Genomic DNA, 24808 nt, shown 5'->3' on the forward strand with positions numbered 1-24808 from the left:
GATTCTATTAAGAAATATTCGATATTTATATTGCCACGAAGCTGACTTCTCGTGGCAATTCTTTTCTATTTCATATTAACCCAATAACAAATGGTCTAACTTGGCAGCACAAATAAAATCATTATGGCTTAAACCATCCAAGGCATGGGTCATAAAATTTACATTGCAGTAATTATAACCAATTTCTAAATCAGGATGATGGTTTTCAACATTTGCTATCCAGGCAAGTGCATTTACAAAAGCCATTGTTTCGTAAAAATCTTTAAATGATAACTCTCGTCGAATAATACGGTTATCTGCGCTAACTTGCCATTGCTTATTTAATTGAGGTAGCAAATTTTTAACTTGCTCTGCAGTCAATGCAGCCCCAATTCCTTCACATGATTCACAATGTTTGCTACTTAAATCACTAGTCATTTTTGTTCCTTTTAACGATAGTAACTTTTTAGTGCTTCAAGAAAACGAGCGTTTTGTTCTTGAGTACCAATCGTTACTCGGATGAAATTATTCATTTTATAGGGATGAAGCGGTCGAACAATGATACCTCTGTCTAAAAGATAATTATAGAGCGATATCCCATCTTCCTTACAGTTAAAGGTAAAGAAATTGCAGGCGGAGGGTAGGTATTCCAGATCTAAGTCCTCAAAACCTGAACGCATTTGTTCCATTCCCTCTGCATTGATGTTCAAACTTAGTTGGAGAAACTCTTGATCATCTAAGGCTGCATGTGCGGTAGTTAATGCTGCTTGATTGACGGTAAATGGGAGTTGTACCCGTTGTATGATGTCGATAATCGAGGGATGAGCTAGCGCATAACCTAAACGTAGTCCGGCCAAGCCATAGATTTTAGAAAAAGTGCGCGTAATGATTAGGTTCGGGTGTTTGGCTAACCAGTCGATGCTGTTGTTATTATAATGTGATGCTGCAAATTCATAATAGGCTTCGTCAATGACTAATAAAGTACGTTCAGGAATGCTATTAAGCAGATGCTGTATTTCTTGTTGGTTAATAAGTACCCCAGTTGGATTATTGGGATTGGCTAAAAAAATAATGCCTGTTTTGGGAGTACACGCTTCAATAATTGCGGTGATATCGACATGCCAGTCATCATGTATCGCAACAGAATGTACGGGGATGTTTAATGTTTGTGCCTGAATCGCATAAGTACTGAACGCATAATCATGAACAAGGATGTGTTTATCATGATGTAATACGAATGAATTTAATAAAATGGTATAGATGTAATCGGAGCCATTACTAACGAAAAGTTGATTTGTATCTACTTGATGCTTTTGGGCTAATTTAGGTATTAATGGATGATTCGCAGGGGAGGGATACATTGCCAATACATGGGGCGACATATCACGCAAAGCGGCTAAAGCTTTAGGGCTACATCCCAAAGGGTTTTCGTTGCTGGCTAATTTAATAATATTACTAATCCCTTTCTCACGAGCCAGTTCTTCAATGGATTTTCCTGGTTTATAAGGCACTAATGAACGTATTCCTTGATGAGGTACTTCTTGAAAATTAACTGCCATAACATTCCTTGCTAAGTAATTGATTTCATATTACCTAAGGCAACGCTTTCTGTCACGAAGCGCGTTTTAAATTTAATGAGCGCTATCGTGAGTGAAAATAATTACAATGAATGGTTAGGTGTAAAGAATGCTTGTTTTATGTTATGTGTTGCCACTTCCGCATCATATTTAAACAACCCAAACTCCTGAAGATAATTTGTAGTATTCCCCGCATCCTCCAGATTTTTTTTCAAGGTTTTATCAATTAATTCAGGATATAACTCGGAAATTTCTCGTACTTGCTCTTTGAGTTCATCGCCTGTAAGCAAACCTGATTGCATCATTTCCTCTGTGGCAAGAAGCAAATGAGCCAAAATTGTTTTACTAATTACCATGAGTTCAGGCTTTTTCGGATATTTTGCTAAGGCTGTTGTTCCAAGCTCAATAATTTCTTCATTCTCATTCAATTTACGTTTGCTAACAATTAAATTGAAGTAAAGTGTCAATTCGTGAAGGGCATGGGCTTCTTGACATTTAATGTTTTTGTAGACCGCTAAACCTTTTTCATACATTGATTTAGCTGAGCTGAATAATAATTCTTTAAAATAATGATCCCCTAATTTGTTCCATATATTCGCTAAGTGAGCTAAATTTTGTGTTAGTTTTGCATGTTCTTCAGTAAATGATTCAGGTAAGTTAGCTTGCGCATTTATCAGGAGGTTATATATTGAGGATAATTGAGATTCTATTTGCTCAGGGTTGCTTTCTACAAGTTGAGTGATCTTATCATTGCTGCCAAGCTTTGCTACAAGTTTTTTGGCTTCTTTATATTTAATTTGCGCTTTGATTTCTACACGTGTTTTTTCAAAATTTATTGTAGGAATTTGTTGTTTTCGAGCTTCTTGAATCGCATCTTTATAATGTTCCTCTGCCTGTAGCAGCCAGTTTTTATGATATTCTGCACGTTCTGCATAAAGTAGGCCAATACGCCTTTTATGATCACCGAGACTTGCTTTAATTAATTCAAAATATTCTTGAGCATCAAAAAAAGCAATATTATTCTGATATGCTTCAAGATGATCTATTAGTATATCTACCCGTCCCATGCCTGATTTTAATCCTAAAGCTAGGCGGTAATGGGGTTCCATTTGTGCATCACCAAGTGGGATTACGGTAGGATGGTTTTTATTTTCATAAGCAACTTCCAGGACTTCCTGAGGGTAAACTTGAAACTGAATAAAACGTGGTTTATTGGAGGGCGGTAATTGCTGAAAGGAAATGGAATTAACCCCGGACATACTGCGAAGCAGTGTTTCAACCCAGGTGCTTTGTAGTTCAGACGGCAAATTATCTGGTGCCTCCATATAAATACACACTTTGTTTTTGCTGAACTTAACGCTGTAGTATTTGGGATAGCCCAGCTCTTTCCAGCCTAATGCTCGTAATTGTTCTATTCTTTTAACATAGGCAAGCGGTTTTTCACGGCCAAGCATAAGGGTGTTCGATTCTTTTTCAAATAGGTCGATAATACGTTGGTTACTTGCAGTCATATCGACATAAGCAAGAAAATTATTTTTGACATTAACTTCTGAGTAAATTGGTTTTATGGTAAATGGGGCGGGTGAGACGGTGCTATTAACCGCTTTAACTACGCTTCGTTTGGAACCTGTACAATCAAAGACAAAATCACACTCGACGAATTCTTCTATATTTTCATTATTAGCAACAATAATACCTTTCCCTTCGGTGCTTAAACGAATAAATAATTTTTTTTCTACGGGTATGTAAAGCGTTTGAATTTTATCATAAAGCACACGTTCAATATCTTTGATATGAATTTGTCCCGTTATCAGTACAGCCTCATTTATTTCACTCAACACCTTTTCCATGTCTTCCGCATTCACATGTCCAGGGCGTAAATAAACACCAGCACGTGGATCAAAAATGGTGGGATTGATTCCTTTCATTTTTAGTTTATAGGCAAGATATAACCCTACGGGGCCAGCACCAATAATGACAACTTTATTCATCAAAAACACCTTATTAACACAGCTTAAATCTGTGACTTAGATAATCAATGAGGTGACATAGTGAGATGAACACTCTCTCTATCCGTATCAAAAATTTACGGTCTAACTCTAAATTTGCTTTTAAACTGTACATTGAGAATTTGATTTCTAATGGAGCATAAAAATGCTCCATTAGATTAAAAAAGCAGATCGATACTTCCAGCCAGGAACCTCAATCTAAGGTCATTTCCTTGTCAAATGACTTTTAGAGATTAAACGTGTTTTTAAAAGCTGAATCAAAAAGTTCTTCTTCAAGCATCTTTTCAAATGCGGAATCAAAAAGCTTTTCTTCATTACGTTCTTCTTTCATTACTTTTAATGCCTCATTAAACGCCACGTCAAAGAGTACTTCATTTTTTATTTCAGAAATACGTTTCTTTATCCTTTCAGATAAAGTTGTTGTAAAGAAAGAATGATTGTGCTGATTTTTAATGCTCATGATAGATACTCCATATTAAGGGATTTATTTTTCCACACATTGAATTAAAATTATCTTGTGTCGTAATATACTGATCAAAGATTAACGAAATATTAACCCATGTAAAAATCTATGCCTTGGCCAGTGCAAGCGCATATTGAATTAATCACCCTGCAATATCTTTTGAAGGTATTCTGGCGCTTGCCCTGTTGAATTTTCAGGATTAGAGCGCTATTCTGTGCAGGTTAACCAACCTCAGGAATATGGAATATGAATCAGCAAAAGGGATTTTCCCTTGTTGAAGTGCTGGCATCGCTTTTGCTCGCAACAATGGTTGCTCTATTCTTATTGCAACAGCAATGGCAAAGTAAGCAATTACTCAAACAATTAATCTGGCGTGAACAAAGCGCCCAGTTTTTGGATCAAATTGACGAAGCCTTATTGGCTCATCTGCAACAACTTCCAACTCCTCCTCCATCCTATCAGTTACAGATTGAACATAATTCTCAAGGCACGATATTGCGTGTACATCATGCTGCCAAGCCGAATGTGTTTACGCGCCATCATATGAAGTTGGCGGGTTCTTTATGAGGAAACATGCGGGAATTAGCTTATCAGAAGTATTAATCGGCTTGTTTCTTTCAAGTCTGCTAATGACGATGCTAATGCAATTTTATAGCCAAAGTAAACAGGGTTATATTGAGATGGAACGTATGCTCGCTACTAATTTTGATTTACGCTGGGTTAGTGATTTATTGAGTGACAGCATTCGTCGTGCAGGTTTTACCCCATGTTTAGGCATTGATCAGCTAAATCTTAAAAAACAAGGAATGCTCGTTCATGGTTTGCACATTGAAAATGGACCGCGATATTTACTGCAAATCAATCGCATGCATGAACAGTTTGCGGAGGTAATAAATATACCGAATACCAGGCAAATTCTTGTGCCTCAAGCGAGTTCCTTTAATAAAAAACGCCCCTTAATTATTGCGGATTGTGAACAGGCAGAAATACAACGAAGCTTTTCGATGAGAACCCATGCGAAGGGTGTCTTAATTACTTTGGATAAGCCCTTGCAGTTTAAATATACAGGCGTGGTTTATGTTGGTGAATATTGGGAAGAGCGTTGGTTTATTAAGAAAAATGCCCAAGGAAAACCTGCTTTATTTTATCAACTTGGGCAGCCAGAAGAGGTTACTTCATTAATCCAGTCTTTGCATAGCTATCGCCAACACCAGAATGGAGCTGTTCTTATGCAAGTAGCATTAGGGCTTGCAGAGGGAGGGACGCAAAATATTATGGTTACGGTACGTGGCTCATGAAACGACAAGAACAAGGGTTTATTTTTCTAATCGTTTTATTGATCACTGCTGTAATCAGTTTGTTGGTAGTTAGCTCCATGCACCATCTATTGTTATATTTCAAAGTAAGCAATCATCAAGAAGCATTGCACCAGCGTTTTTATCAGTTAGAGGCCGTGGCACTCCAATTGGCTCAGCAAAAACTTCTTTCCTCAGGCTGCATGCGTCATCAAGACTCAGCTAATCGCGCGTTGAACACCTTGTTGCAGCATCAGGGCTGTTTTTTGAATGAGGGGGAATTGAGTTATCAATATTTTATCGAGGATTTAGGCTCCTTTCCCTGTTTAATGGTTTATGACCAAGGGCAAAAACGAACAAGCTACCATCAACGCATTTCTGTGGTTTTGATGGAGGAGGGGGTGCCGGTTTCTTTTTTGCAAATTCGTTATATTAGTGCCCGCACAATGGCCAATTGTGCGGGCAATGAGCGTTTAATTCGTTTAGGGATTAGTAGCTGGCGTTATCTGGGGTCTGTATAGGTAATTCCCACAAGAAAATAAATGAAATCAATTCGTTGATGGGTTACACTATTGATCTTTTAAAAGTCGCAGCCCGTAATATGCGTTAAAAACAACCAGTTTTTAGTTGCATTTTCTTCCATAACGTGTAAAAATTACCCTCTATGAAAACGAAAATACTTTATACATCATTATTTGTCGCTATTGTTGCACTAGGTACAACATCCTGGTGGTTTTGGCATTCCAAGCAACTTAAACAACCTGTAGAACCGCAAAAAACAGCATCTATGTTCAGGCCGGTTACTTTTAACCAACTCCCTGGATGGATGTCTGCCGATTTGAAGCGCTCACTAGCAACCTTTCAAGTTTCGTGTCGTGCTTTTGTGAAACAAAAGCCGGAGCAAGTGGTTGGTACTGATCATATTGAGCTGCAAGTAAAAGATTGGCAACCAGCCTGTACGGCTGCTTTAGTCATTGATTCTATTACTGATAAATCAGCTAAATTGTTTTTTGAAGAATGGTTCCAGCCGGTGGAGTTTTTTGATCCAGAGACGGGACCTGGTTTGTTTACTGGTTATTATGTTCCAACAATTAAGGGTAGTTATACTAAATCGAAGGAATTTAGTGTGCCTTTATATGAAACGCCAGACGATTTAATTACTTCTGATTTAGGAATGTTTTCCGGCGATCTGAAAAATCGTCGTATTGTCGGTCGTTTGGTAAAAAAACAACTCGTTCCTTATTATACGCGTGCTCAAATTAATAGAGGGGCTTTGAAGGATAAAGCTAAAGTCTTGGTTTGGATTAATAGTCCTATTGATCGCCTGTTTTTAGAAATTCAGGGCTCAGGGCTTATTGAACTTGAGGATGGCGAGCGCCTCTCTGTAGGCTACGATGCACAAAATGGACAGCCATATACCGCTATTGCTGGGGTTTTAATCAGAAAAGGGGTTATGACTCGAGATAATGCATCCATGCAAGCGATTAAGCGCTATTTGACGAAGCATCCTAAACAGTTGCATCCAGTGATTAACCAAAATAAATCTTTTGTGTTTTTCCGTAAAATGAATCAAGGAGTCGCTTTGGGGGCGCAAGGTGTATGGTTAACTCCAGGCTATTCCTTAGCAGTAGATAGGCAATGGATCCCTCTGGGAACGCCATTATGGTTAAATACGACACGTCCAAATAGTCTTAAACCTGATGAAAGCAAACCTATGCAACGATTGATGATCGCTCAAGATACGGGGGGGGCAATTCGCGGCAAGATTCGTGGGGATGTATTTTGGGGGGATGGTGATCGTGCAACCTCGATTGCTGGTCATATGAAGAATACCGGACATTATTGGCTGTTGTTACCTAAGCATGCTATTTCTCGGGTAACACAAGTTTCTTTATCTAAGTAATTACTTTCGCTCGGGCGTTTGCAATTCATCTAAAGTAGTATTGGGCTTATAGAAACCGAATTACCGTGGTCAAGCCACGGTAATTCGGGAGTAAGTTAAAGCGTTCATTCAGGCACTACCTTATTCACTTGCGCTTCTTTCTGAGCCTGCTTAGTAAGATTTGAGGGTTCTGAACTCGCATTTAAAGACTGCACAGCATCTCCTCTCAAGGCATCGGCAAGACTAATAAATTTGTATCCATTCTTTTTATACATCTCAATAATATCTTCCAGACAGTAGCTGTTTAGTAGATTCGCATGGATAAGTAATATTTGTTTTATAGGCTGCCCATTAAATTTGTTGGATCTACGTTCTGCTGCCAAAGTTTGTTTCCAAATATAGGCTAAGTAACGCTTTTTAAATTGATTAATACTTTGTGCTCTTTTGCGATAGGGGATTCTATAAAACTGCGCATTGAATTCATAATCTTTACTGTCTATAGTAACTGGAGCAATAGTGTATTGATGCGCTGCTAAATAATTCACTACCTGTTGTTTTTTCTCGCCAGTTGCCTCGGCAAGGTATGGGTAGCGGAAATATTTTGGTTCCGTCATTACTGGAGCTAATTTAACATCTGCGCGTTCAATATCCGCAATGTATTTGTTTGCACTCATGCTGTTTAGACTGTCATGGGTATAAGTATGATTACCTAAAGCGAAGCCTTGATTACGGAAGGTTTCTAACAGATCCCATTCATTTTTAGCCACAGCGCCACCAATCACAAAACCAGTAGCAGGTACTTGATTATCAACAAGCGCTTTTACTATAGCCATAAATCGGTCTTGAGTGCGTTTTAAACTGGCTGGAGTACTAGTGCCTGAACCAACAAAGGGTAAATCATCAATAGTGATGGCTATTTCACGCTCATCAGCGGCAAAGCATGGGAGGGTACAAAATAATAAAGCGACAACGATCCATCGACGTAACATGACATCCCCCGTTTGTTATTATTCTTATTAGAGTCTTAAAATTATAGTTGATAATTTTAAAAAAAACAGGGAATGTTCTAAGTCATTTCAGATTGTTATTGCTGGGTTGAGCAAAAGTAACCGTGATTGCTCCTGGCTTTCTTTTGTTTCGGTTTTTGTTTGAGCTGATGCACTTGAAATAGCAAGAGAAATTATTGGAGGAAAATGAGGTACTTCTTTAGGTTCCTCTTTTTTGGTTAACGTTGCTGGGAGTGTAGAGTCCTCTTCTGAAAAATCGGGATTAGGATATTTGCGAAGTACAGTTTGTACATATTCAGCATCTTCATCAAGATATAATTCAGGCTTAAGTTCTCCATCAAACTCCATACGATAACGATCATCTAACATGATGTTGCGATTAGCGTAGGTGTAAATTCCACCAGCGACAAGAGAAAGGGTAGCGGCTCCAGCAAAGGCGGCAGGAACAACCATCGCAATAATTGGCGAGGCAAAAAGTACTGGCGGGAATAGGGTGCTTAAGACACTTAGCCCCACAAAACCTACTAATGCCCCCACACCAATAAAGGGTAATCGAAGAAAACCAAAGCGGTTCCGATCCCCATTAGCTAGCCAGGCAGCAAGCTCATGAGGTGTTTGACACATTGAGTTAATTCCGTCTGTTTGATAGTCATTTAACCATAGCCCATTAATTAAAGGAGATAATCTCTCCCCATATTGATTTTGATGAGCAGTAGTCATTTTTTGAGCATATATTTCTGCTCCAACGGCAATTAAAGGCATTGCAATTATCATTACAGGTAATGCAAATGTAGCTAGTGGAACAAAAAAAGTGGTCACTGTTGCAACTACTGTAAATAGCACTGAGGCAAGTGTTGCAGGCCCAAATGTTGCTGCGACGCCCCAGGCGATGCCCTGAGCTATTTTATTGTTAGTACGCAGCATACTTGTCTGTTGTATTTGATGGCCTAAAAGGAAGTAAGGTAAATTAGCTTTAGTTGCAAAAAGATCATTAACCACTCCATATAAAATCCCACTTAAATAGGTTGATGCACCGGTAAATAGCCCCGCAGAAATAGCGGTAAGCCAAAATGGAGCACCTCCAATAAGGGTGGTTGCTACAAAAAGGGCGACCTGTAAAGCCTGCTCGTAGAAGCTGGTTTAAGTCATCATCCTGAGGTGCTTGCTGACCGAGTATTGTGGGATTACGATAAAGAATGCGGTAGACCCCATTTTTTTTTAAATGATCTAGTGTTGATTGCCCATCTTCCCTCTGTTCAAGCAACGCAATTAATTTATTTACATTCTTTCTAGCCTGACTCAATAGGTTTCCGTGTTCTAAAGATGCTTGGCAGTTAGAGATTAGTTCATAAACTTGTTTATCTTCTTCTGTGCCTAATGCTTGTTTTGCATCCTCAAGAATGGCATGGAGCAAATATACTTGTTTCTCCTCGTTCATTTTTCTAGATACTTAATGAGGTCTGCTTATAAAAACTTATATTTTATAAAAATATCTTTTTGATTATTCGACACATATTCGACACGCAACGAAATTTAAAATATAAATTGTCATAACCCATTGATTCTACAATGCCGATGAGAAGAATCGAACTCCAGACCTTCTGATTACGAATCCCCGATCGCGCTATTAATGGCAACAACAAACGACAAACAACAACAATAAAATCAACAAGTTAAACCAAACTAATAATTGTTAATTGTTGCTATAAACCATGGTTTCTTGTCATCTCGTGCCACTAGAGTGCCACTAAAATATTACGCCCATTCTATTGCTAGAATTATAACTAAATATAACCTATAATAACCATATAAGAATAATAACAAGGTTTTATAGTGTCGTACACGCTGCTGATCAAAAAACAGGCTAAGAAAGCACTACAGAGTGTACCACAACCTGATAGAACCAGAATTACTGAAAAGATTGTGTTATTAGGGGAAAACCCCGACAACGCAAGCTTGGATATAAAAAATTACAGGGCGAATCTTATTTTCGTCTGCGTGTTGGACAATGGCGAATTGTTTTCGATAGAGATAACGAAGTAAAAATTATTTCCATTGAGAAAATTAAACCCCGTGGAGGTGCTTACAAATGAACCTACAAACAATTAAATCAATGGATGGCAAGGTCGAATATGTCCTTTTACCCGTTGCCGCTTACCATGCCTTGCGCCGTCAAATTGCAGAGCAACTAAAACATTCGCAAGAAAATGAAGATTATGAAGTGTTTGACCCTGCTGATTATATTGATAATCCAATTGCTCTAGCTCGAATTCAAGCAGGTATCACACAGGAAGACCTAGCCAAGCTAATGGGCGTTACGCAAGCCTATGTGAGTAAAATTGAAAGCCAAGATAAGGTTACGCCGAAATTGCTCAATAAAGTAGGCATAGCCCTGGAAAATAAGGATCGTTAATTGATATACGGATTTTTAAGTTCAGATAGCTTGGGTATTAACTTCTCAACTTCAACATTTAAAGCAAAAGCTATCTGTATCAAATTTTGTATTGATATATTTTGTTCACCACGCTCGACACGCCCCATGTAAGTTCGACCCATGCCAGCAGCATCGGCAATTCCTTCCTGCGAATAACCTTTGGCCAAGCGTAGTTCCCTGATTTTAGAACCTATTTTTACAAGGTTATGATGTATTATTACCCACAAGATCAAAAAATGATCACTTGAGCAGCTTTTAAATAATAACCTATACTTTATTTATTGAGATACCGGAAGGTAGAGGAGGATTTATGTCTGAGATTAAACAAAAAAAGAGAAAATTTCTCAAACCGATTGAAACAGCAGTATTGGCTTTGCTTGCAACTACAGTGCCGATTACTGTATCCGCAACACCCAACACTCAAGTAAACCCGCCCGTTATTCAAGCTGTAATGACTCAACCAACCGCTTCATCTGTTATTGATGAGCCTCTTTTAATAAAACGAGCAGATGCTACTTTTTCAAAAGTAGGTCACTATTCACATAGCTCTCATTCATCACACTCATCTCATTCATCGCACTACTCAAGTAGTTATTAAACGTGAATAACCATGGATAAAGACCTTAACGCGCAGCTAATTGAACATGTGGAGATTCTCAGTTTAACTACATACAGCCTTAACGCAATAAAAAAAGCTTGCTATAAGTTTTCTTCAGAATTTTCAGTCAAATTGGAAAAAGTTGATGATGAAAAAATTAAAGTGGGCTTTGGGTTTAACCCAGCAGCTGACAAAGAGATACAAGCAGACTTAATTCGCCAGTTTCATAGTGAGTTGCTAGATCAAGATTTAAGGGAAATTGTTTTCAAGGAAACTGAGGGTGTGAGGAATTTAATACTTGCTCATGCTTTTTCCAAAACCACACTTATTGAGCCTGAATAACCATGTCAGAAGCGCGACTTAAATTCCAACCGTTATCCTCCTATGAGTCCAATGAGAACACCGCTTATAAGCTATTACCCTTTAATTTTACACATCTGGACTCGAACAGGTATGTTCTAACAAATTTAGCTGGGGAATACTTAGTTTTAACTAAAGATGAGTTAGACCTTTTAATCAGCAAAAAGTTACCTATTGGAACTATTAACTACAATAATCTTATAGCAAAGAATTTTATATACGATCAGAGTTCAGATGTTGCAATAAACCTAATTGCTTTAAAATTCATAACTAAAAAAAGCCATCTTTCAGAGTTTACCAGCCTACACTTATTTGTTGTTAGCCTACGTTGCGATCATTCCTGCCCATATTGCCAAGTCTCACGCCAGAGTGTTGATACTTCTCGATTTGATATGACCAAAGAGACAGCAAATAAAGGGATCGAATTTGCCTTTAAAAGCCCATCGCGCAGTTTGAAGTTTGAGTTTCAAGGTGGGGAATCATTACTCAATTTCGATCTGATTAAATACATAGTTTTAACAGTAGAAGAGCGCAATAAAATCGAGAACAGAGATATTCAATTTGTGATTGCGACCAATCTTGTTTTTATTAACGATGAAATACTAAGCTTCTGCAATGAACATAAAGTTTTAATTTCCACATCATTGGATGGTCCAGAAGATTTACATAATAAAAACCGCCCCAGACCGGGTAAAAATAGCCACCAGCTAACCATACAAGGGATTAATAAAGTCAGAGAAGCATTAGGCCCCCATAGTGTTTCGGCATTAATGACTACGACCAAGGCGAGCTTACCTAGAGTTAAAGATGTTATTGATGAATATATTACACATGGATTTAATTCAATTTTTTTACGACCATTAAGCCCATACGGCTTCGCAATTAAAACTAAGAGTTATAAAAAATACGACACTCAAGAATGGCTGAAATTCTATTTTGAAGGGCTTGACTACATTCTTGAAATTAACAAAAGTGGCCATTACTTTGCCGAGCAATACGCGTCCATTATTTTAAGTAAAATGTTTACCCCGACCGAGCCAGGGTATGTTGATTTACAATCGCCCGCGGGTATTGGCATTAGTGCTATTGTATTCAACTATAATGGTGATGTTTATGCCTCTGATGAGGCTCGAATGCTGGCTGAAATGAGAGATGAGACATTCAAGCTCGGTAACTTAGACAGTGATCCATATGAAGAAATTATTGGTTCGGACAAGCTTCTAGATGTACTTGAGCAAACCATGTCTGAAAGTGTCCCAGGCTGCTCTGAATGCGCCTTTCAGCCCTATTGCGGAAGTGATCCTGTATTCCACCATGCGACCCAGAATGATGTGGTAGGGAACAAACCAAATAGTTTATTTTGTTATAAGAATATGGAGATTTTTAAACATTTAATTCGGTTGATGGAAGATCAAGACACGCGGAAGATTTTATTAAGCTGGGTGAGGTGCTAACTATGATGAAACTTTACTCTCGAATAAAATCTTTAACCAATACCAACTTAACAGAACGATTTGTGGCTAAGATATCAGACAATCCCAATATACCTACTGCGCTCAGATCTAGTTTAATTTTCCTAAAGAAGAATAACGAGGTGATGCCGTTACCATCTGGATTCCATTCATATTTTATTTTTGACGAAAGCCATTTGAGTGACAAAAATTTTTATAATGTTTTTCTTCTACCACCAGAATTTAACTACCTTGCTAATGATGACATTGCGGTGATTAATCCAGAAAAAAACTCCATTAAAGTCCTCTTCAGAAAAAACTCACCTTTTAATTCAATTTTGGTAACTGAAAAGTGTAACAATTTTTGCTTAATGTGTTCGCAGCCTCCAAGGAACATTAACGATAGATATTTGGTTAATGAAATTCTTTCTATGATCCCCTTAATAAGCCCAACTGCGTCTGAAATTGGTATTACTGGAGGAGAGCCAACCTTATTAGGTGATGATCTGGTAACAATGTTTAAACGATTTAAAGCGTGTTTGCCAAATACAGCCATTCACGTATTAACTAATGGTCGAAATTTTACCAATACCAATTTGGTTAAAAATATAGCTTCTGTTGAACATCCTGATTTAATGTTCGGCATCCCGTTATATTCAGATGTGCCAAGCATTCACGATTACGTGGTTCAAGCAAAAAATGCCTACAATGAAACTTTAAAAGGGATTATCAATCTTAAATCCCTCAATCAAAAAGTTGAAATTCGAGTGGTAATTCATAAACAAACATACCAAAGATTACCTCAACTTGCTGAGTTTATTACACGAAACTTACTATTTGTTGATCATATAGCCTTAATGGGCTTAGAAATGATGGGGTTCACAAAAGCAAATATTGATTCTCTATGGATTGATCCAGCGGACTACCAATCGGAGCTTGTCGAGGCGGTTAATATCTTGGATCGCTTTAGAATGAATGTTTCGATTTATAACCACCAATTATGCTTGTTGGATAAAAGCCTTTGGCGATTCGCAAAAAAAAGCATTTCAGACTGGAAAAACGAGTACATGCCCGAATGTAATGGCTGCTCGATTAAGTCAGAATGTGGCGGCTTTTTTAGTTCAGCGCATTTTAAATATAGCGATCACATCAAAGCGATTACTTGAATAGCTACCAAAAACAAAAACGACTGGCAGAGAAACTCAGAGAGTTGTGTGCCACCGGATGACCCTACAGCTCCTAAAACCCCGGCTACTCCCTCCCACCGCTGTGCTAAATCTGAAATTGAATTTCGTTATATGCTTGGCTAAACAAGCTCTTTGATAAAACTTTTGCTACGCTTGATTGCCAGTCTAATCTCTTCCCTGAATACTTTAGCCTCGCCAGTTGTTTCTCCATGCTTTAATGCGTTGAGATTATATCGTGGAGCACCAGAGCCTCTTGCTCCTCCATGTACACGACAACGAGCTTTGCCTCTGATAGCTGGGCAACGACACGGTTTACCATTATTCCCTTTTGTTCGTGCGCCACATCGAGGTGCAGATTCAAACGCATAGCGTTTTTTCTCGGTCGCTGCGAGCCATGGAGAGCCGAAGGCGCGGGCGAGTAGTCCCTGGTAGCCTTAGGGCCGGATGTTTTTCCGTAGGAAAAATATAAGGCATCCGAAAAGGCGTCAGTCATTGGGGAGCGCAGATTTTTAGTCCCGAAGGGGACTCAAAATCAAGGGGGACCAGGACGTCCAGGGCCTTTAGCTTCGCGCGTTGGCGAGTCGATTTCGGGGACTGGGACGTCCCGGAATATTTCACGAGGTAGCGCGACCCTTATCTTGAGGTTGTTTTCATGTTTTTTCCTTATTACCCATACCCCCTTGAATATTACCCACAATAGCTTGACCGCCTTGGTGAACATCAACTCTTTCTACAATTATTTTTTGCCCCCCCACACCTTGTAATTTTGCGAGCACATTAGCCTGCTGAACAAAGTAATTCGATAACTTAACTGCTGCGTTGGTGTAATATTTTTTCAACTCCAGGTGATCAACACCATTGGCATAAGTCATTGTTCTTTGTTGCAACTCATGAATAGATAGCATTTGAGCAGCAAGCATTGATTGCAAGCCACCGTTTGCATTAAGGGCAATCAACGCATCAACACTTTTCTGTTTGGCTTTACCCATATCAAAGGTTTCTGATCGGACGTTATTAGTAGCGAGCGCATTCTCATGAATAATACGCTGATTAAATTTTTCATTTGCCCCATGATTCGTGCTGCTAGGAACCAGAAGATCAATTTTTGTTGGAGTAACATTTTTCATAGGTACCTCACTTCGTTGTTATTTACCTAATCTACTAGGGGTCCTGTGGAAGAACTGACAAAAAGTGGGATTTCAAGATTTAGCCCAACAATCCGTGCAATTTTATTGCAAATAATTAAAAATGAACGCGTTACTTAAGTAACTTTCCAAAAATGCTGCTTTAAATGTTTTTCCAGTTCCTCAACCATTGTTGCAATATTAATATCACCATTACTTTTTTTAAAACTGTACTTTCCGGTAAAGGCAATATGCGCCCAAGCAATAGGTGATATTCTAATAAATTCATCAATAATGTTTTGGCTAACTCCTTCTTTAAGCATTTTTTCATAAATAGTATTCAAAATAATACCGTTGTAGGCAATGATACAGTTTGCAACAAGTCTTACTGCATGTGCACTGACTCGATTATTAACAATTTTCTTTCCCTTAAAGACCCCACGATAAACTTTCCTAATGAGACCTTGCAATTGGTGATAAGCCTCTGTTCGATTTCTTGCTGCACGTATGGCCTTCCTAAGCGCCATGTTATCTATTAAATTTAATACATGCGTAGTTTTTAATATTTTATTGTACTCAAAAAGTGCTTTTTTTAATCTTCCATACCGAGCAGAAGAGTTTATTTTTTTAACGATGATGCTCTGAGTATTTTCCTGCAAAAGTAAGGAGAGTAAAACCCGTAATATCCCTCTTTCCTCAGATTTAATCAGACCTTTATTAATAACCCCACTAGGACGAATAATTCCAGTGTAGTGATCAACTGATTTAACTGAAAACAAATCATTTGTCGCTTCTTTAACATTTTTTATACTTGGAACATATTCAATATCTATTGAATCCAGTATAACAAAATTGAGTTGATTTAAAGAGTGGTTGTCTCCAGTCACCATGTCAATATCAATGTCTGTCTTATTGCCAAAGATTACATCATAGAGACAGTGTCCTTCATACTCGTTAGGCCCAATATTCTTGGCATTCACAGCAACAAAATTTGCAATTAATGTATACACAGAAAGCCCAGGTTCCTTACCAAGAAATTTTTTTGAATATCTTGACTGAATTGTACTTTCACTAGTTGGAAGCTTTTGCCCGTCTGCATCAGCTAATAATTGTAAATCCATTAAATTCCATTGTTTAAAAATAGGCAATGAATGGAGTAAATTGCTTGCTATATCATTCGCAGGGCATAAAGTATCCACACGAATGAAATCTTCATGAGTTGATCGCAAAAGATTATGGCTAAGATCTGACATATCAGCCATTTTTTCCTCACCAATACCAAAGGCATCGGACAGTACGCACGCATTAACAACCAAAGGAACAGGCTTTCTTTTTTTATGATAACGGGTTTTCATGTGGGTAAATGCACGCCACATATCAACGTGATTACCAATATGCATAGTAATATCAGGGATTTCTACTTGTGTGAGGGTCTTAAAAAAAGCATCATCTAGCTTATCCAGGCTATCGTAGCCTAGACTCCACTCTTGCTCACCAGATTTAGTTTCTTTTATCAGAAATCCAGGATTTTCGCCAAGACTAATGCGTTTTGTTGCCCTATCCCACGTGTTATCTAGGACGTTAAGCACTTCATCTAAGTGCTCACTGCAATAGATTGGAATATTTGGATAACCAAATTCATGGGCTATTTTTTCTACATCATCCACTAACGCATCATCAATTAAATCATGGTCTATGTCACAATAAGAGACACTTTCATTGCAACAGAGCAGTCCTTTATCTAAACGACGATACATTTTTTGATAGACAAAAAATTCAAATAAATGGGGATCTACATGCTCATCAGTTGGATTTGCTTTCAAGTAAGGAATCATTGTTTTAGAGATGGCGTCCTCCAAATCCTTTGGCAGCTTAAATGATGATGGACTTTTATCAGCACCATAGTGTTTTTTGAGTAAATCGATAAGCCTCATAATATCGCTGTCTTTTTTATAAAATACGAGCGGTACTGCTAACATAATAGGCCGGAGATACAATGCAATTTGCCTTGATGATTCCAGAAAAAATGCCCATTTGGCTGCTTTTTTATCAAATACACTGCCTTCCAAAAATTGTGCAAGAGCAGGGAACTGTTCCACTGGTAAAATATTATAAGCTTGGTGGTTTAGCTCATCATGGGTTAAATTATGCTTACGATTTGGAAACCATTTTAGAAATCGAGCCAATTTTGGTAAGTCAACAACCAAACCTGAACTATGCTCAGCCATTGCCTTTTCAGCATATATTTTACCCTCATTCATTATACCTCTGGTGTGATATATAAAGCTGGTAATTAAGTGATCCATAATTTGTTGATAACGATGATATACAAAACACAAAGCTTGAAGCCATTGTTGTGGCTTACTTAAACGTCTGAGCCTAGAAGCCGCGTACTGTTCCGCTAAATCAGCATAATAGCGAATAGAGTTCTTGGATATTTTGAGTCTTGGGAGGAAGCTTTTTGCAAAATCATATAATTCGGCAAGTCTCAAGGCCTTATCTACCTCAGCCTTGATAGCCTTATATTTAAAATTCTTCTGATCCAACCGGATTACATTCAATGGAGTTATCCCATCCTCTTTATTGATTAAAACCGACAGTTGTTCTTTTTTTGATTCTGGAATAACTGAAATAAGTGCATCAAGTCGAGCATCTTCTATTGAATATGCATTGGTAAACATATCCTGTATGGTGCGATACGAAGGTAAAACAATCTGTTGATTACTAAAGTAGTTTAATAATTGTCGTAGAGCATCATGTCCTTTTGGGTACAGCTTGATCAGCTCACTTAAATGAAGCTGAATTTTGGGCTCATACGGTGGCTGCCAATCTTTAAAGCCAAACAACAAGAGAATATCAGTTTTTTGTTTTTGATAAGTTTTAAAATCGATTTGACCTGTAAGTCCTAGTAGGTGTTCCCCGAAATATTTTCCTAAAATAAATTGTGAGTCATTATCTTGGCCTAAATTAAATTTATAAAACTGTTGCTTGGCCTTAAAATACCCAAGCAATCGAATAAAATAAATCTGTGCCTTCGTAGTGCGATATTTTTTGACGATGAGCATTTCCTCATCCGTTATTGAAAAATACAACTCTCGTTCAGCTTTATTAAATTCAGGGATAGCATAAATGGCTTCAATTTCTTGATCAGATAACAGGTTTATTCGATTAGGGCTATACATTAATTACTTGGATACCTATTATTGAAAACGTTCGTTTTTGAGTAGATTAAACTACGTTAGGGTAGATCCCCGTTTTTATTGGATTCTGTTATTCTCAATAACCATTCTTGATATTGCTTTCTTACTGCATTATACTTGATATGAGTTTTGAGAAAAGAGGACAACGAGTAAATGCCAACAATTAGTGCATTTTATGGAATACTGATTCAAATGTTTTGGGGTGATCATGCGCCACCTCACTTTCATGCCTTATATGCAGAATATGAAGTGCTCATTGATATACATACACTTGAAGTAATTAGGGGCTCTATGCCTCGTCGAGCATTGGCTTTAGTATTGGAATGGGCATTTGCACACCGCGCAGAGTTACTTGAGGATTGGACATTATGCGAACAAAATCAGTCACCAAAGAAAATATCGCCCCTGGAATAGTATGCACTGCTCCTTGGCGTTTAACAAAAGTAAAACCACTACAAAATTATGAAATTGAAGTCGAATTCAATGATGGCACACATGGTTTTGTTGAAATGATTACATTAATAATGAGTGAGCGAGCGGGCATTTTTGCTGCACTTAAAGATAGAGACGTCTTTAATCAAGCCCATCTTGAATATGGGGTATTAACTTGGCCTGGAGAAATTGACTTAGCACCAGATGCGATGCACGATGCAATCAAACAAAAGGGTCGCTGGGTTTTATCATAGAGGATTTGTTATGTTGGTTGGTTATGCGCGTGTTTCAACAATTGATCAAAATCTGGAACTTCAACTTTCTGCATTGAAGGAAGTGGGCTGTGAGAAGCTATATCAAGATCACATATCAGGAACCAAAGCAAATCGCCCAGGTCTCGATCTAGCTCTTGAAGTATTGAGAAAAAATGACACTTTGGTTGTTTGGAAATTAGATCGATTAGGACGAACTGTTAAAGGATTGATTGACTTAGTTAATCATTTGCATCAGAAAGAAATCCACTTTAAAAGCATTACCGATAATGTCGATACGTCCACACCAGCAGGCCGTTTCTTTTTTCATGTTATGGCAAGCCTTGCACAAATGGAACGTGAATTAATGGCCGAACGAACTAAAGCGGGCTTAGCTGCTGCGAAAGCAAAAGGTAGAGTTGGTGGTCGTAAACGAAAAATGACTCAAAGCAAAATTGAGTCGGCTAAACAATTACTGTCTTCTGGCTCGTTACCTCGGGATGTTGCACAAAATCTTGGGATATCTATACCAACTTTGTATCGATGGATACCTGCTTCTAACCAGGGATAGGAAACAAAGCTCCGTATAGTTACTATAATAATAGAATAATTCTTACAAAACAAAACCAGAGAAAGACCATGCCTGAACCTATTGCCTATATATATAGACAAGCTCGCGACTCCAAGGGGAAGATTAATGCTGATGCTTTGGGTAGTCTGATACCTAAAGACACGGTGGAAGAAACAATGGAAGGTGATCGCATTCTTTATATTCATCAGCCACCCTCTACTGAAACTCAACCAGGAGTTTTAATACTCATGGATGGCGAACAAGAAATGCGGCCAGGGGATTCTGTTAAATCTACCCCTGCAATTTTAGATGAGTTGTGTAAAAAGAAACAAATATCTCCACAAGTCACTGTATATATTCCTGCACCGGAGGATAGGATAGGTGAGTACGCTTGTAATAAAGAATTCGCTGATTTTTTAAGTAATAAACTTGTCCCTCTGCTTCAAGAACCTCCATTTGGATGTAGTAAACGCCGAGAACAAACAACAATAGGTGGCACCAGCTTTGGTGGGCTTGCAGCAACACATGCTGCACTTACAAATCCTGAAACATTTGGTAATGTTCTTTCTCAATCAGGTGCTTTCTGGTGGAATAAAGATTGGAAAGGATTTGATAAATTTGAGGAGTGGGGAAAGGCAGCCAAAACATCAATACTTGAAACAACTAAACAAGCAACGGCGATGGCGTGGTTGAGTAAAATACCTCATAAAGATGGCTTGCCAATAAAATTTTATCTAAGTGGTGGTGAAATTGAGGAAGGTAAAACTCCTAGTTTAAATGGTGAATCATTCCCTGGAGCAATTACATTAAACAAGGGGTTGAGTTTACAGTTAGCCGAACGTGGACATATTGTAAAAACAGAAATTAAAAGAGGAGACCATAATTACGACTCTTGGCAAGCTGATAAACCAACGGCGTTGCGAACGTTGCTCCCTAAACCAACACCACAGTTAATATCCGAGAAAGAAAAAACAAACCAATATAGAGATCATGTTAGAGAAATGAGGCGACCTGAGCCAGGATATATGGCACCTACAGAGTCATCTAAGGCAAAAGAAAGAGAAAAATTTAGTCCTTTGCACACAACACCAAAACCATGGAAATAATACATATCAATGGCTATTATTTTTATTTCCTAGCGCTTTAATTAAAACCGAATTAATTGTTGGGGTTTTCCTGAAATCCCACTTTTTGTCAGTTCTTCCACAGGACCCCTACTAAAATCAAACCTACAACACCTACATTTGATTATATTTTATTCATTTGTAGGGTATGTAGGGTTTAATACATACGTGCTTAAAAATTCAATCCTCCAAATGCTTTGGGTTTAGGAAGTGTCTCTTGCCATGTGCTTTTGAAATATGCCCATACTTAACCAGCACTTGAACTGCTTCTCGTCTTTCTTCCTTCGTGGTTAGATCAGCCCACCCCTTTGATCTAATTTGACTGCGGGTAAAAAGGTGAAGTCCAACTACAGGATCAAAATGCTCCGTATTTTTAGAAGAAAGCACAAGCTTGGCTAGCTTTTCTGATAGCGAACGGGCTGGCAAGTGGTCTTTGTAAACCAAACCATACATCCGTCTGGCATGACTAACAAAATAGTCTCCTAGCTTAATGGCGCTCAAGATTTGCTTTGCGGTTATTTTCATCCCTTGCCTTAACTGGCCATTGTTTTCAGCCAGATAAAGATAAACTGATAATGAAGCTATAAATTCATAGGATTTAACTAGGTGTGCTTCGAATGGCTGCCCCATATTTTGTGCTCTTTCAGTCATGTTGGTACGCCATGCGTCAAATAATTCCTGAGCATCATTATCAAAATTAAGAACACTACCGGTTTGAATATTATCCAGTTTAACAAACATCTGATTAATGGCACTAACTAAATGGGATGATGGCGCTTTGTTCTTCAAGCATGTGGACTTTCTGTCTGGATAAACCACCCCTTGAAACCGCTGAATCAGTCCATCATCCTGATAACCTGTTCTAGCATCGTTAAGGAAGCGTTTGAGCTTTGCAGGCTGTATTCCGCCAAATATTGACAGAAGCAACCTTGGAATAAATACAGTGCCTCGATTAACTGTGTCATATGGGTATTGAATATCACCTGTGAAACCAGATAAATATAACCCTCTTTCAACAGGCAATAAGTCATCATTAAATGGCTGATACTCATTAAACTCAATCTTAGTTGCTGGCTTGTTATTCTTTTGCTTAAAGAGACTTTTGTTATACTGGTCTATTGTTCTCCCATCCGGCGCAGTTATTGACTGGGCAGTCTTAGCAACAGCATCATGGACTGATAGCCCTTCATGACCTCGCATTAAATCAAACGCATCATGCCAATAGCCATTATTAAATTGATCATCGTGATGACTAAAAAATTTGTCAGCTTTGACGGTGATACCAGCAATTCCAGACGATGAATTTGGTGATAAGCAGACCTCATTAAGTATCTAGAAAAATGATTCAATATCGTTTATCGTATGTCATTTGAAAAATGATAGGAATTAGAAGATAAGGATGTCATTAAGTGCTGAAGAGCAATCAGCGTTGAATCGATTAAGACGAATGAAGAACTCAAAGATTGGTGAGCGAGCGCATTATGTATTGTTATCCGGAGATGGTAAATCTATTAAAGAACTTGCAGCCCAACTAAGCCGTAACGAGCATACGATTAGATTATGGCTAAATCGCTATAAAACTGAAGGCCTCTGTGGCTTGGAAACGCATCAAAAATCAGGACGTCCTGCGAAGAAAGCCGCTATTATTGAGTCACAACTTGAAGAATTACTCAGTTGCAAATCATTTACAAAAATGGAAGATCTGATCCAACGAATACGAAAGTTAATATGGCATTTTCATGAGGGTAGGACTGTTTCGACAATCAATTTTAATTATGATGCTTATGCTTCTTTGTTATAGATACTTAATGAGGCCTGCTTATTATGCGGGATGTTGAGCGACTACGAAAACCGATGCAACGAATATCGGATTATTTGATTCGACAGATGTCAGGAAGTTTAGAAACCGTTGATGAAGTAGTTCAACGGAATAAGGGATTTAGCTGGTGTTCACTATTCAAAAACAGTAAACACCTAAATCGATTGTTACTCAGATTCTTGAAAAAGCCTGTCAGCACCTATCAAGGGAATAATTCGATATAACACCTCTTCCATTACTAGAGGTTCGGCTTCAATAATGAACTTTGCTTTGCGATCGTTCCAAGAGAGCGTCTGGATCAAACTGGCAGCGACAACTGAGGGTTCATCGAGATTATCGATTGGAACTTCGGTAGTACCTCCGCGAATACTGGTGCTTATTGGACAGCAGATCAGCAGTCCCGTTGCTCGATTGTATTCTTTAGAAGATAAGACCAAAGCAGGACGATATTTACCAATTTCCTTACCTTTTGTTGGTTCAAAATCCAGCCAAATAATGTCGTTTCGTTCAGGTATGTATGATTTAGCCATTATTGCTCAATCTCGTTAGGTGCAAGCGTGGCAAGTAAATCTGCATGGGCAGTCTGAGCTGATAAACCTTTTAGAAGATCTGACTCTTTGAAGGGAAAGTTCTTTCTCTTTTTGGATTTGGTAACCGTAAAACCTGTTTCAGTGACTTCAATTTCCACCTCAGTTCCTTCTTTAAGATGAGGTATCTCACGCATGGCACCGCTTATGCGCAGGGCCAAACCGTTACCCCATTTTTGAATTTTTGCATGTAATGTCATATAGGCACCTAATGTATCTACATTGTATCTATATGAAGTATATACTATGTGTCAACATTTATCCAAGCAATTTGAGGCATCAGCCCCCAGTAAAACTGGCCATATAATGGAACCTAGAAAAGCGATGTTAAAAGTAGCTGAATTAGCAGGTGCAACTTTTACTTTACATGACTTAAGAAGAACCGTTGCTACTACTGCAGCGGATTTCGGATTATTTGAATTGACAGATGGTTGGCGCTATAGAGGTCGTTGAGGATGTTGATTAAAAAGTACCTATTATCTTTGCTATAATCCTATTATATTAGGATTTTAATCGGTTGTTATTGTATTTTTAAATTTAATCCTACTACAATGGGATTAATGAATAATTAAATTGAAATTCTTATATTAAGTCTACTCCAGTAGGATTATATGGCCAAGCAAATAAAAAAATTAAAGACTCCTAATCTTCAACAGCCGTTAACCGCAGAATTTTTAGGGGAAGTCATTAAAGCACGCCGAACTCAAAGTGATTTACGGCTAGAGGATGCGGCTGCTTTGTGTGGTGTAGCCAAAGAAACCTTTATGAAAATCGAGCATGGGCAATCGAGCTGTCAATTGGCAAGTGTATTACAGATTTGTTCCGGTTTAGGAATAAATCTGTACATAAAGCCATGGATGGATAATGGTGAGGATGAAAATGATTGGAGATAAGCAGGTCTTGGATGTTTATCAGGGAGAATATCAAATAGCCCATATCACGCTTATCGAGGATCAATTGTATTGGAGTTATAATGCCAATTGGCAAAAGACAGGTTATGCTGTTTCTCCATACTTACCTTTGTATGAGGATATTCCACCATTAAACGTGCAGCGATTTCTGCGAAATTTATTACCCGAAGGAAATCCTTTAGAAGTATTAGTTAATATTTTTCATTTAACTCAGATTCCGCACCAAATAATCGATTAATTCCGAATTAGCTAACAGTATAATTTTTTACCACCAGTAAGTTGACTCACGTTCTGTATCATCTCCTTAAGCGGAAGAGGCATAGAATGCCTCAGCATAGGGGCCAAAATAACGGATAATTTTTCGCAGAACAGGAGTGAGATTGACGACAAGTTCCTGCTTGGCGGATGGCAGAGATATAATCCAGAGTTGAATGCCATGGAACATCCTGAATACACGTGCCATGGTGGGTTTGTCCTCTGGTTTTCCCAGCGCATTGGGAATGGTATCCTGGTTTGCAGAGAGGGCCGCTCTCAAGAGATGCTGAGC

At 38.3% G+C, this 24808-nt stretch carries 30 protein-coding genes and 1 pseudogene; 17 read left to right on the forward strand and 14 right to left on the reverse strand.

The genetic code is table 11. The annotated features are described in order from the left end of the window. Positions 1-75 precede the first annotated feature (75 nt). From ACQY7T_RS10770 to ACQY7T_RS10785, 4 genes are all read right to left on the reverse strand, one after another. Positions 76-417: a 4a-hydroxytetrahydrobiopterin dehydratase gene (locus tag ACQY7T_RS10770; protein WP_428413282.1), complete on the reverse strand. Its 342-nt coding sequence runs from the start codon at positions 415-417 to the stop codon at positions 76-78. An 11-nt stretch (positions 418-428) separates the two neighbouring features. Further along, positions 429-1538, reverse strand: coding sequence for a histidinol-phosphate transaminase (gene hisC / locus ACQY7T_RS10775; protein ID WP_428413284.1), 1110 nt, complete (start codon positions 1536-1538; stop codon positions 429-431). Between the two features lie 101 nt (positions 1539-1639). Continuing rightward, complete coding sequence (locus ACQY7T_RS10780) at positions 1640-3547, reverse strand: FAD-dependent oxidoreductase (RefSeq protein WP_428413286.1); 1908 nt, start codon at positions 3545-3547, stop codon at positions 1640-1642. A 244-nt stretch (positions 3548-3791) separates the two neighbouring features. Further along, positions 3792-4025, reverse strand: coding sequence for a hypothetical protein (locus ACQY7T_RS10785; RefSeq protein ID WP_428413288.1), 234 nt, complete (start codon positions 4023-4025; stop codon positions 3792-3794). Between the two features lie 249 nt (positions 4026-4274). On the opposite strand from ACQY7T_RS10785, the gene ACQY7T_RS10790 reads away from it, so the two are divergent. The 4 genes from ACQY7T_RS10790 to mltA all read left to right on the forward strand — a co-directional run bounded on the left by ACQY7T_RS10790 (position 4275) and on the right by mltA (position 7226). After that, positions 4275-4595 carry a PilW family protein gene (locus ACQY7T_RS10790; RefSeq protein ID WP_428413290.1) on the forward strand — a complete coding sequence of 107 codons (321 nt, stop codon included), beginning with the start codon at positions 4275-4277 and terminating at the stop codon, positions 4593-4595. Next, positions 4592-5326, forward strand: a complete 735-nt coding sequence (locus ACQY7T_RS10795) for a PilW family protein (RefSeq protein ID WP_428413292.1) — start codon at positions 4592-4594, stop codon at positions 5324-5326. The genes ACQY7T_RS10790 and ACQY7T_RS10795 overlap by 4 nt, the downstream gene beginning before the upstream one ends. Continuing rightward, entirely contained in the window at positions 5323-5844 is a 522-nt protein-coding gene (locus ACQY7T_RS10800; protein ID WP_428413294.1) for a type II secretion system protein, read from the forward strand. The genes ACQY7T_RS10795 and ACQY7T_RS10800 overlap by 4 nt, the downstream gene beginning before the upstream one ends. 143 nt (positions 5845-5987) lie before the next feature. Then, positions 5988-7226 carry a murein transglycosylase A gene (gene mltA / locus ACQY7T_RS10805; RefSeq protein ID WP_428413296.1) on the forward strand — a complete coding sequence of 413 codons (1239 nt, stop codon included), beginning with the start codon at positions 5988-5990 and terminating at the stop codon, positions 7224-7226. Between the two features lie 104 nt (positions 7227-7330). On the opposite strand, the gene ACQY7T_RS10810 is transcribed toward mltA, so the two are convergent. The 3 genes from ACQY7T_RS10810 to ACQY7T_RS10820 form a co-directional block, all read right to left on the reverse strand. Further along, entirely contained in the window at positions 7331-8194 is an 864-nt protein-coding gene (locus ACQY7T_RS10810) for a polysaccharide deacetylase family protein (RefSeq protein ID WP_428413297.1), read from the reverse strand. 87 nt (positions 8195-8281) lie between these two features. Then, entirely contained in the window at positions 8282-9211 is a 930-nt protein-coding gene (locus tag ACQY7T_RS10815; RefSeq protein ID WP_428413299.1) for a hypothetical protein, read from the reverse strand. Next, the gene (locus ACQY7T_RS10820) at positions 9204-9650 is read right to left on the reverse strand and encodes a hypothetical protein (RefSeq protein ID WP_428413301.1); all 447 of its coding nucleotides are present in this window, start codon (positions 9648-9650) and stop codon (positions 9204-9206) included. Before ACQY7T_RS10820 ends, ACQY7T_RS10815 begins: the two co-directional genes overlap by 8 nt. A gap of 651 nt (positions 9651-10301) precedes the next feature. Here ACQY7T_RS10820 and ACQY7T_RS10825 point away from each other — a divergent pair. After that, a complete protein-coding gene (locus ACQY7T_RS10825; protein WP_428413303.1) occupies positions 10302-10625 on the forward strand; it encodes a helix-turn-helix domain-containing protein in 324 nt (107 codons plus the stop codon). Here the strand turns inward: ACQY7T_RS10825 and ACQY7T_RS10830 are convergent. Continuing rightward, positions 10622-10879, reverse strand: coding sequence for a helix-turn-helix domain-containing protein (locus ACQY7T_RS10830; protein ID WP_428413305.1), 258 nt, complete (start codon positions 10877-10879; stop codon positions 10622-10624). The two genes, ACQY7T_RS10825 and ACQY7T_RS10830, sit on opposite strands and share 4 nt — an antisense overlap. Before the next feature lie 77 nt (positions 10880-10956). Here ACQY7T_RS10830 and ACQY7T_RS10835 point away from each other — a divergent pair, with 77 nt between their 5' ends. The 4 genes from ACQY7T_RS10835 to hxsC are packed head-to-tail and all read left to right on the forward strand — an operon-like array spanning position 10957 to position 14221. Next, on the forward strand, positions 10957-11244 hold the full coding sequence (locus ACQY7T_RS10835; RefSeq protein WP_428413307.1) for a hypothetical protein: 288 nt from the start codon (positions 10957-10959) through the stop codon (positions 11242-11244). Between the two features lie 12 nt (positions 11245-11256). Continuing rightward, positions 11257-11586, forward strand: a complete 330-nt coding sequence (hxsD, locus tag ACQY7T_RS10840; RefSeq protein WP_428413309.1) for a His-Xaa-Ser system protein HxsD — start codon at positions 11257-11259, stop codon at positions 11584-11586. Positions 11587-11588: 2 nt separating this feature from the next. After that, entirely contained in the window at positions 11589-13058 is a 1470-nt protein-coding gene (hxsB, locus tag ACQY7T_RS10845; RefSeq protein ID WP_428413311.1) for a His-Xaa-Ser system radical SAM maturase HxsB, read from the forward strand. A 2-nt stretch (positions 13059-13060) separates the two neighbouring features. Continuing rightward, complete coding sequence (hxsC, locus tag ACQY7T_RS10850; RefSeq protein WP_428413313.1) at positions 13061-14221, forward strand: His-Xaa-Ser system radical SAM maturase HxsC; 1161 nt, start codon at positions 13061-13063, stop codon at positions 14219-14221. Between the two features lie 671 nt (positions 14222-14892). Here the strand turns inward: hxsC and ACQY7T_RS10855 are convergent. Together ACQY7T_RS10855 and ACQY7T_RS10860 are read right to left on the reverse strand one after the other, a co-directional pair. Next, positions 14893-15369, reverse strand: a complete 477-nt coding sequence (locus ACQY7T_RS10855; protein WP_428413315.1) for a hypothetical protein — start codon at positions 15367-15369, stop codon at positions 14893-14895. A 134-nt stretch (positions 15370-15503) separates the two neighbouring features. Next, positions 15504-18548 carry a Tn3 family transposase gene (locus ACQY7T_RS10860; RefSeq protein ID WP_252578683.1) on the reverse strand — a complete coding sequence of 1015 codons (3045 nt, stop codon included), beginning with the start codon at positions 18546-18548 and terminating at the stop codon, positions 15504-15506. Between the two features lie 171 nt (positions 18549-18719). Here ACQY7T_RS10860 and ACQY7T_RS10865 point away from each other — a divergent pair, with 171 nt between their 5' ends. The 4 genes from ACQY7T_RS10865 to ACQY7T_RS10880 all read left to right on the forward strand — a co-directional run bounded on the left by ACQY7T_RS10865 (position 18720) and on the right by ACQY7T_RS10880 (position 20926). Then, a complete protein-coding gene (locus ACQY7T_RS10865) occupies positions 18720-18980 on the forward strand; it encodes a DUF4160 domain-containing protein (RefSeq protein WP_252578685.1) in 261 nt (86 codons plus the stop codon). Further along, a complete protein-coding gene (locus tag ACQY7T_RS10870; RefSeq protein WP_252578686.1) occupies positions 18935-19252 on the forward strand; it encodes a DUF2442 domain-containing protein in 318 nt (105 codons plus the stop codon). Before ACQY7T_RS10865 ends, ACQY7T_RS10870 begins: the two co-directional genes overlap by 46 nt. Before the next feature lie 10 nt (positions 19253-19262). Continuing rightward, complete coding sequence (locus ACQY7T_RS10875) at positions 19263-19820, forward strand: recombinase family protein (protein ID WP_252578687.1); 558 nt, start codon at positions 19263-19265, stop codon at positions 19818-19820. A gap of 68 nt (positions 19821-19888) precedes the next feature. Beyond that, positions 19889-20926 carry an alpha/beta hydrolase gene (locus tag ACQY7T_RS10880; protein WP_252578688.1) on the forward strand — a complete coding sequence of 346 codons (1038 nt, stop codon included), beginning with the start codon at positions 19889-19891 and terminating at the stop codon, positions 20924-20926. Positions 20927-21124: 198 nt separating this feature from the next. On the opposite strand, the gene ACQY7T_RS10885 is transcribed toward ACQY7T_RS10880, so the two are convergent. Further along, positions 21125-22144, reverse strand: a complete 1020-nt coding sequence (locus ACQY7T_RS10885) for a DUF3987 domain-containing protein (RefSeq protein ID WP_428413319.1) — start codon at positions 22142-22144, stop codon at positions 21125-21127. A gap of 199 nt (positions 22145-22343) precedes the next feature. Between ACQY7T_RS10885 and ACQY7T_RS10890 the strand changes: the two genes are divergently transcribed. Then, the gene (locus ACQY7T_RS10890; RefSeq protein ID WP_428413321.1) at positions 22344-22745 is read left to right on the forward strand and encodes a helix-turn-helix domain-containing protein; all 402 of its coding nucleotides are present in this window, start codon (positions 22344-22346) and stop codon (positions 22743-22745) included. Positions 22746-22930: 185 nt separating this feature from the next. On the opposite strand, the gene ACQY7T_RS10895 is transcribed toward ACQY7T_RS10890, so the two are convergent. Then, complete coding sequence (locus ACQY7T_RS10895) at positions 22931-23293, reverse strand: type II toxin-antitoxin system PemK/MazF family toxin (RefSeq protein WP_428413323.1); 363 nt, start codon at positions 23291-23293, stop codon at positions 22931-22933. Beyond that, a complete protein-coding gene (locus tag ACQY7T_RS10900; protein WP_428413325.1) occupies positions 23293-23550 on the reverse strand; it encodes an AbrB/MazE/SpoVT family DNA-binding domain-containing protein in 258 nt (85 codons plus the stop codon). Before ACQY7T_RS10900 ends, ACQY7T_RS10895 begins: the two co-directional genes overlap by 1 nt. Before the next feature lie 46 nt (positions 23551-23596). Here ACQY7T_RS10900 and ACQY7T_RS10905 point away from each other — a divergent pair, with 46 nt between their 5' ends. From ACQY7T_RS10905 to ACQY7T_RS10915, 3 genes are all read left to right on the forward strand, one after another. After that, positions 23597-23803 (forward strand): hypothetical protein, encoded by a 207-nt coding sequence (locus ACQY7T_RS10905; protein ID WP_428413327.1) that lies wholly within the window; start codon positions 23597-23599, stop codon positions 23801-23803. Positions 23804-23961: 158 nt separating this feature from the next. Next, complete coding sequence (locus tag ACQY7T_RS10910; RefSeq protein WP_428413329.1) at positions 23962-24243, forward strand: helix-turn-helix domain-containing protein; 282 nt, start codon at positions 23962-23964, stop codon at positions 24241-24243. Further along, entirely contained in the window at positions 24230-24499 is a 270-nt protein-coding gene (locus ACQY7T_RS10915) for a HipA N-terminal domain-containing protein (RefSeq protein WP_428413331.1), read from the forward strand. Before ACQY7T_RS10910 ends, ACQY7T_RS10915 begins: the two co-directional genes overlap by 14 nt. A 66-nt stretch (positions 24500-24565) precedes the next feature. Here the strand turns inward: ACQY7T_RS10915 and ACQY7T_RS10920 are convergent. Next, positions 24566-24808: pseudogene (locus tag ACQY7T_RS10920) on the reverse strand (IS1634-like element ISCca6 family transposase); the annotation flags it as partial.

The organism is Legionella sp. (genome assembly GCF_965140895.1).
Lineage (GTDB): Bacteria > Pseudomonadota > Gammaproteobacteria > Legionellales > Legionellaceae > Legionella.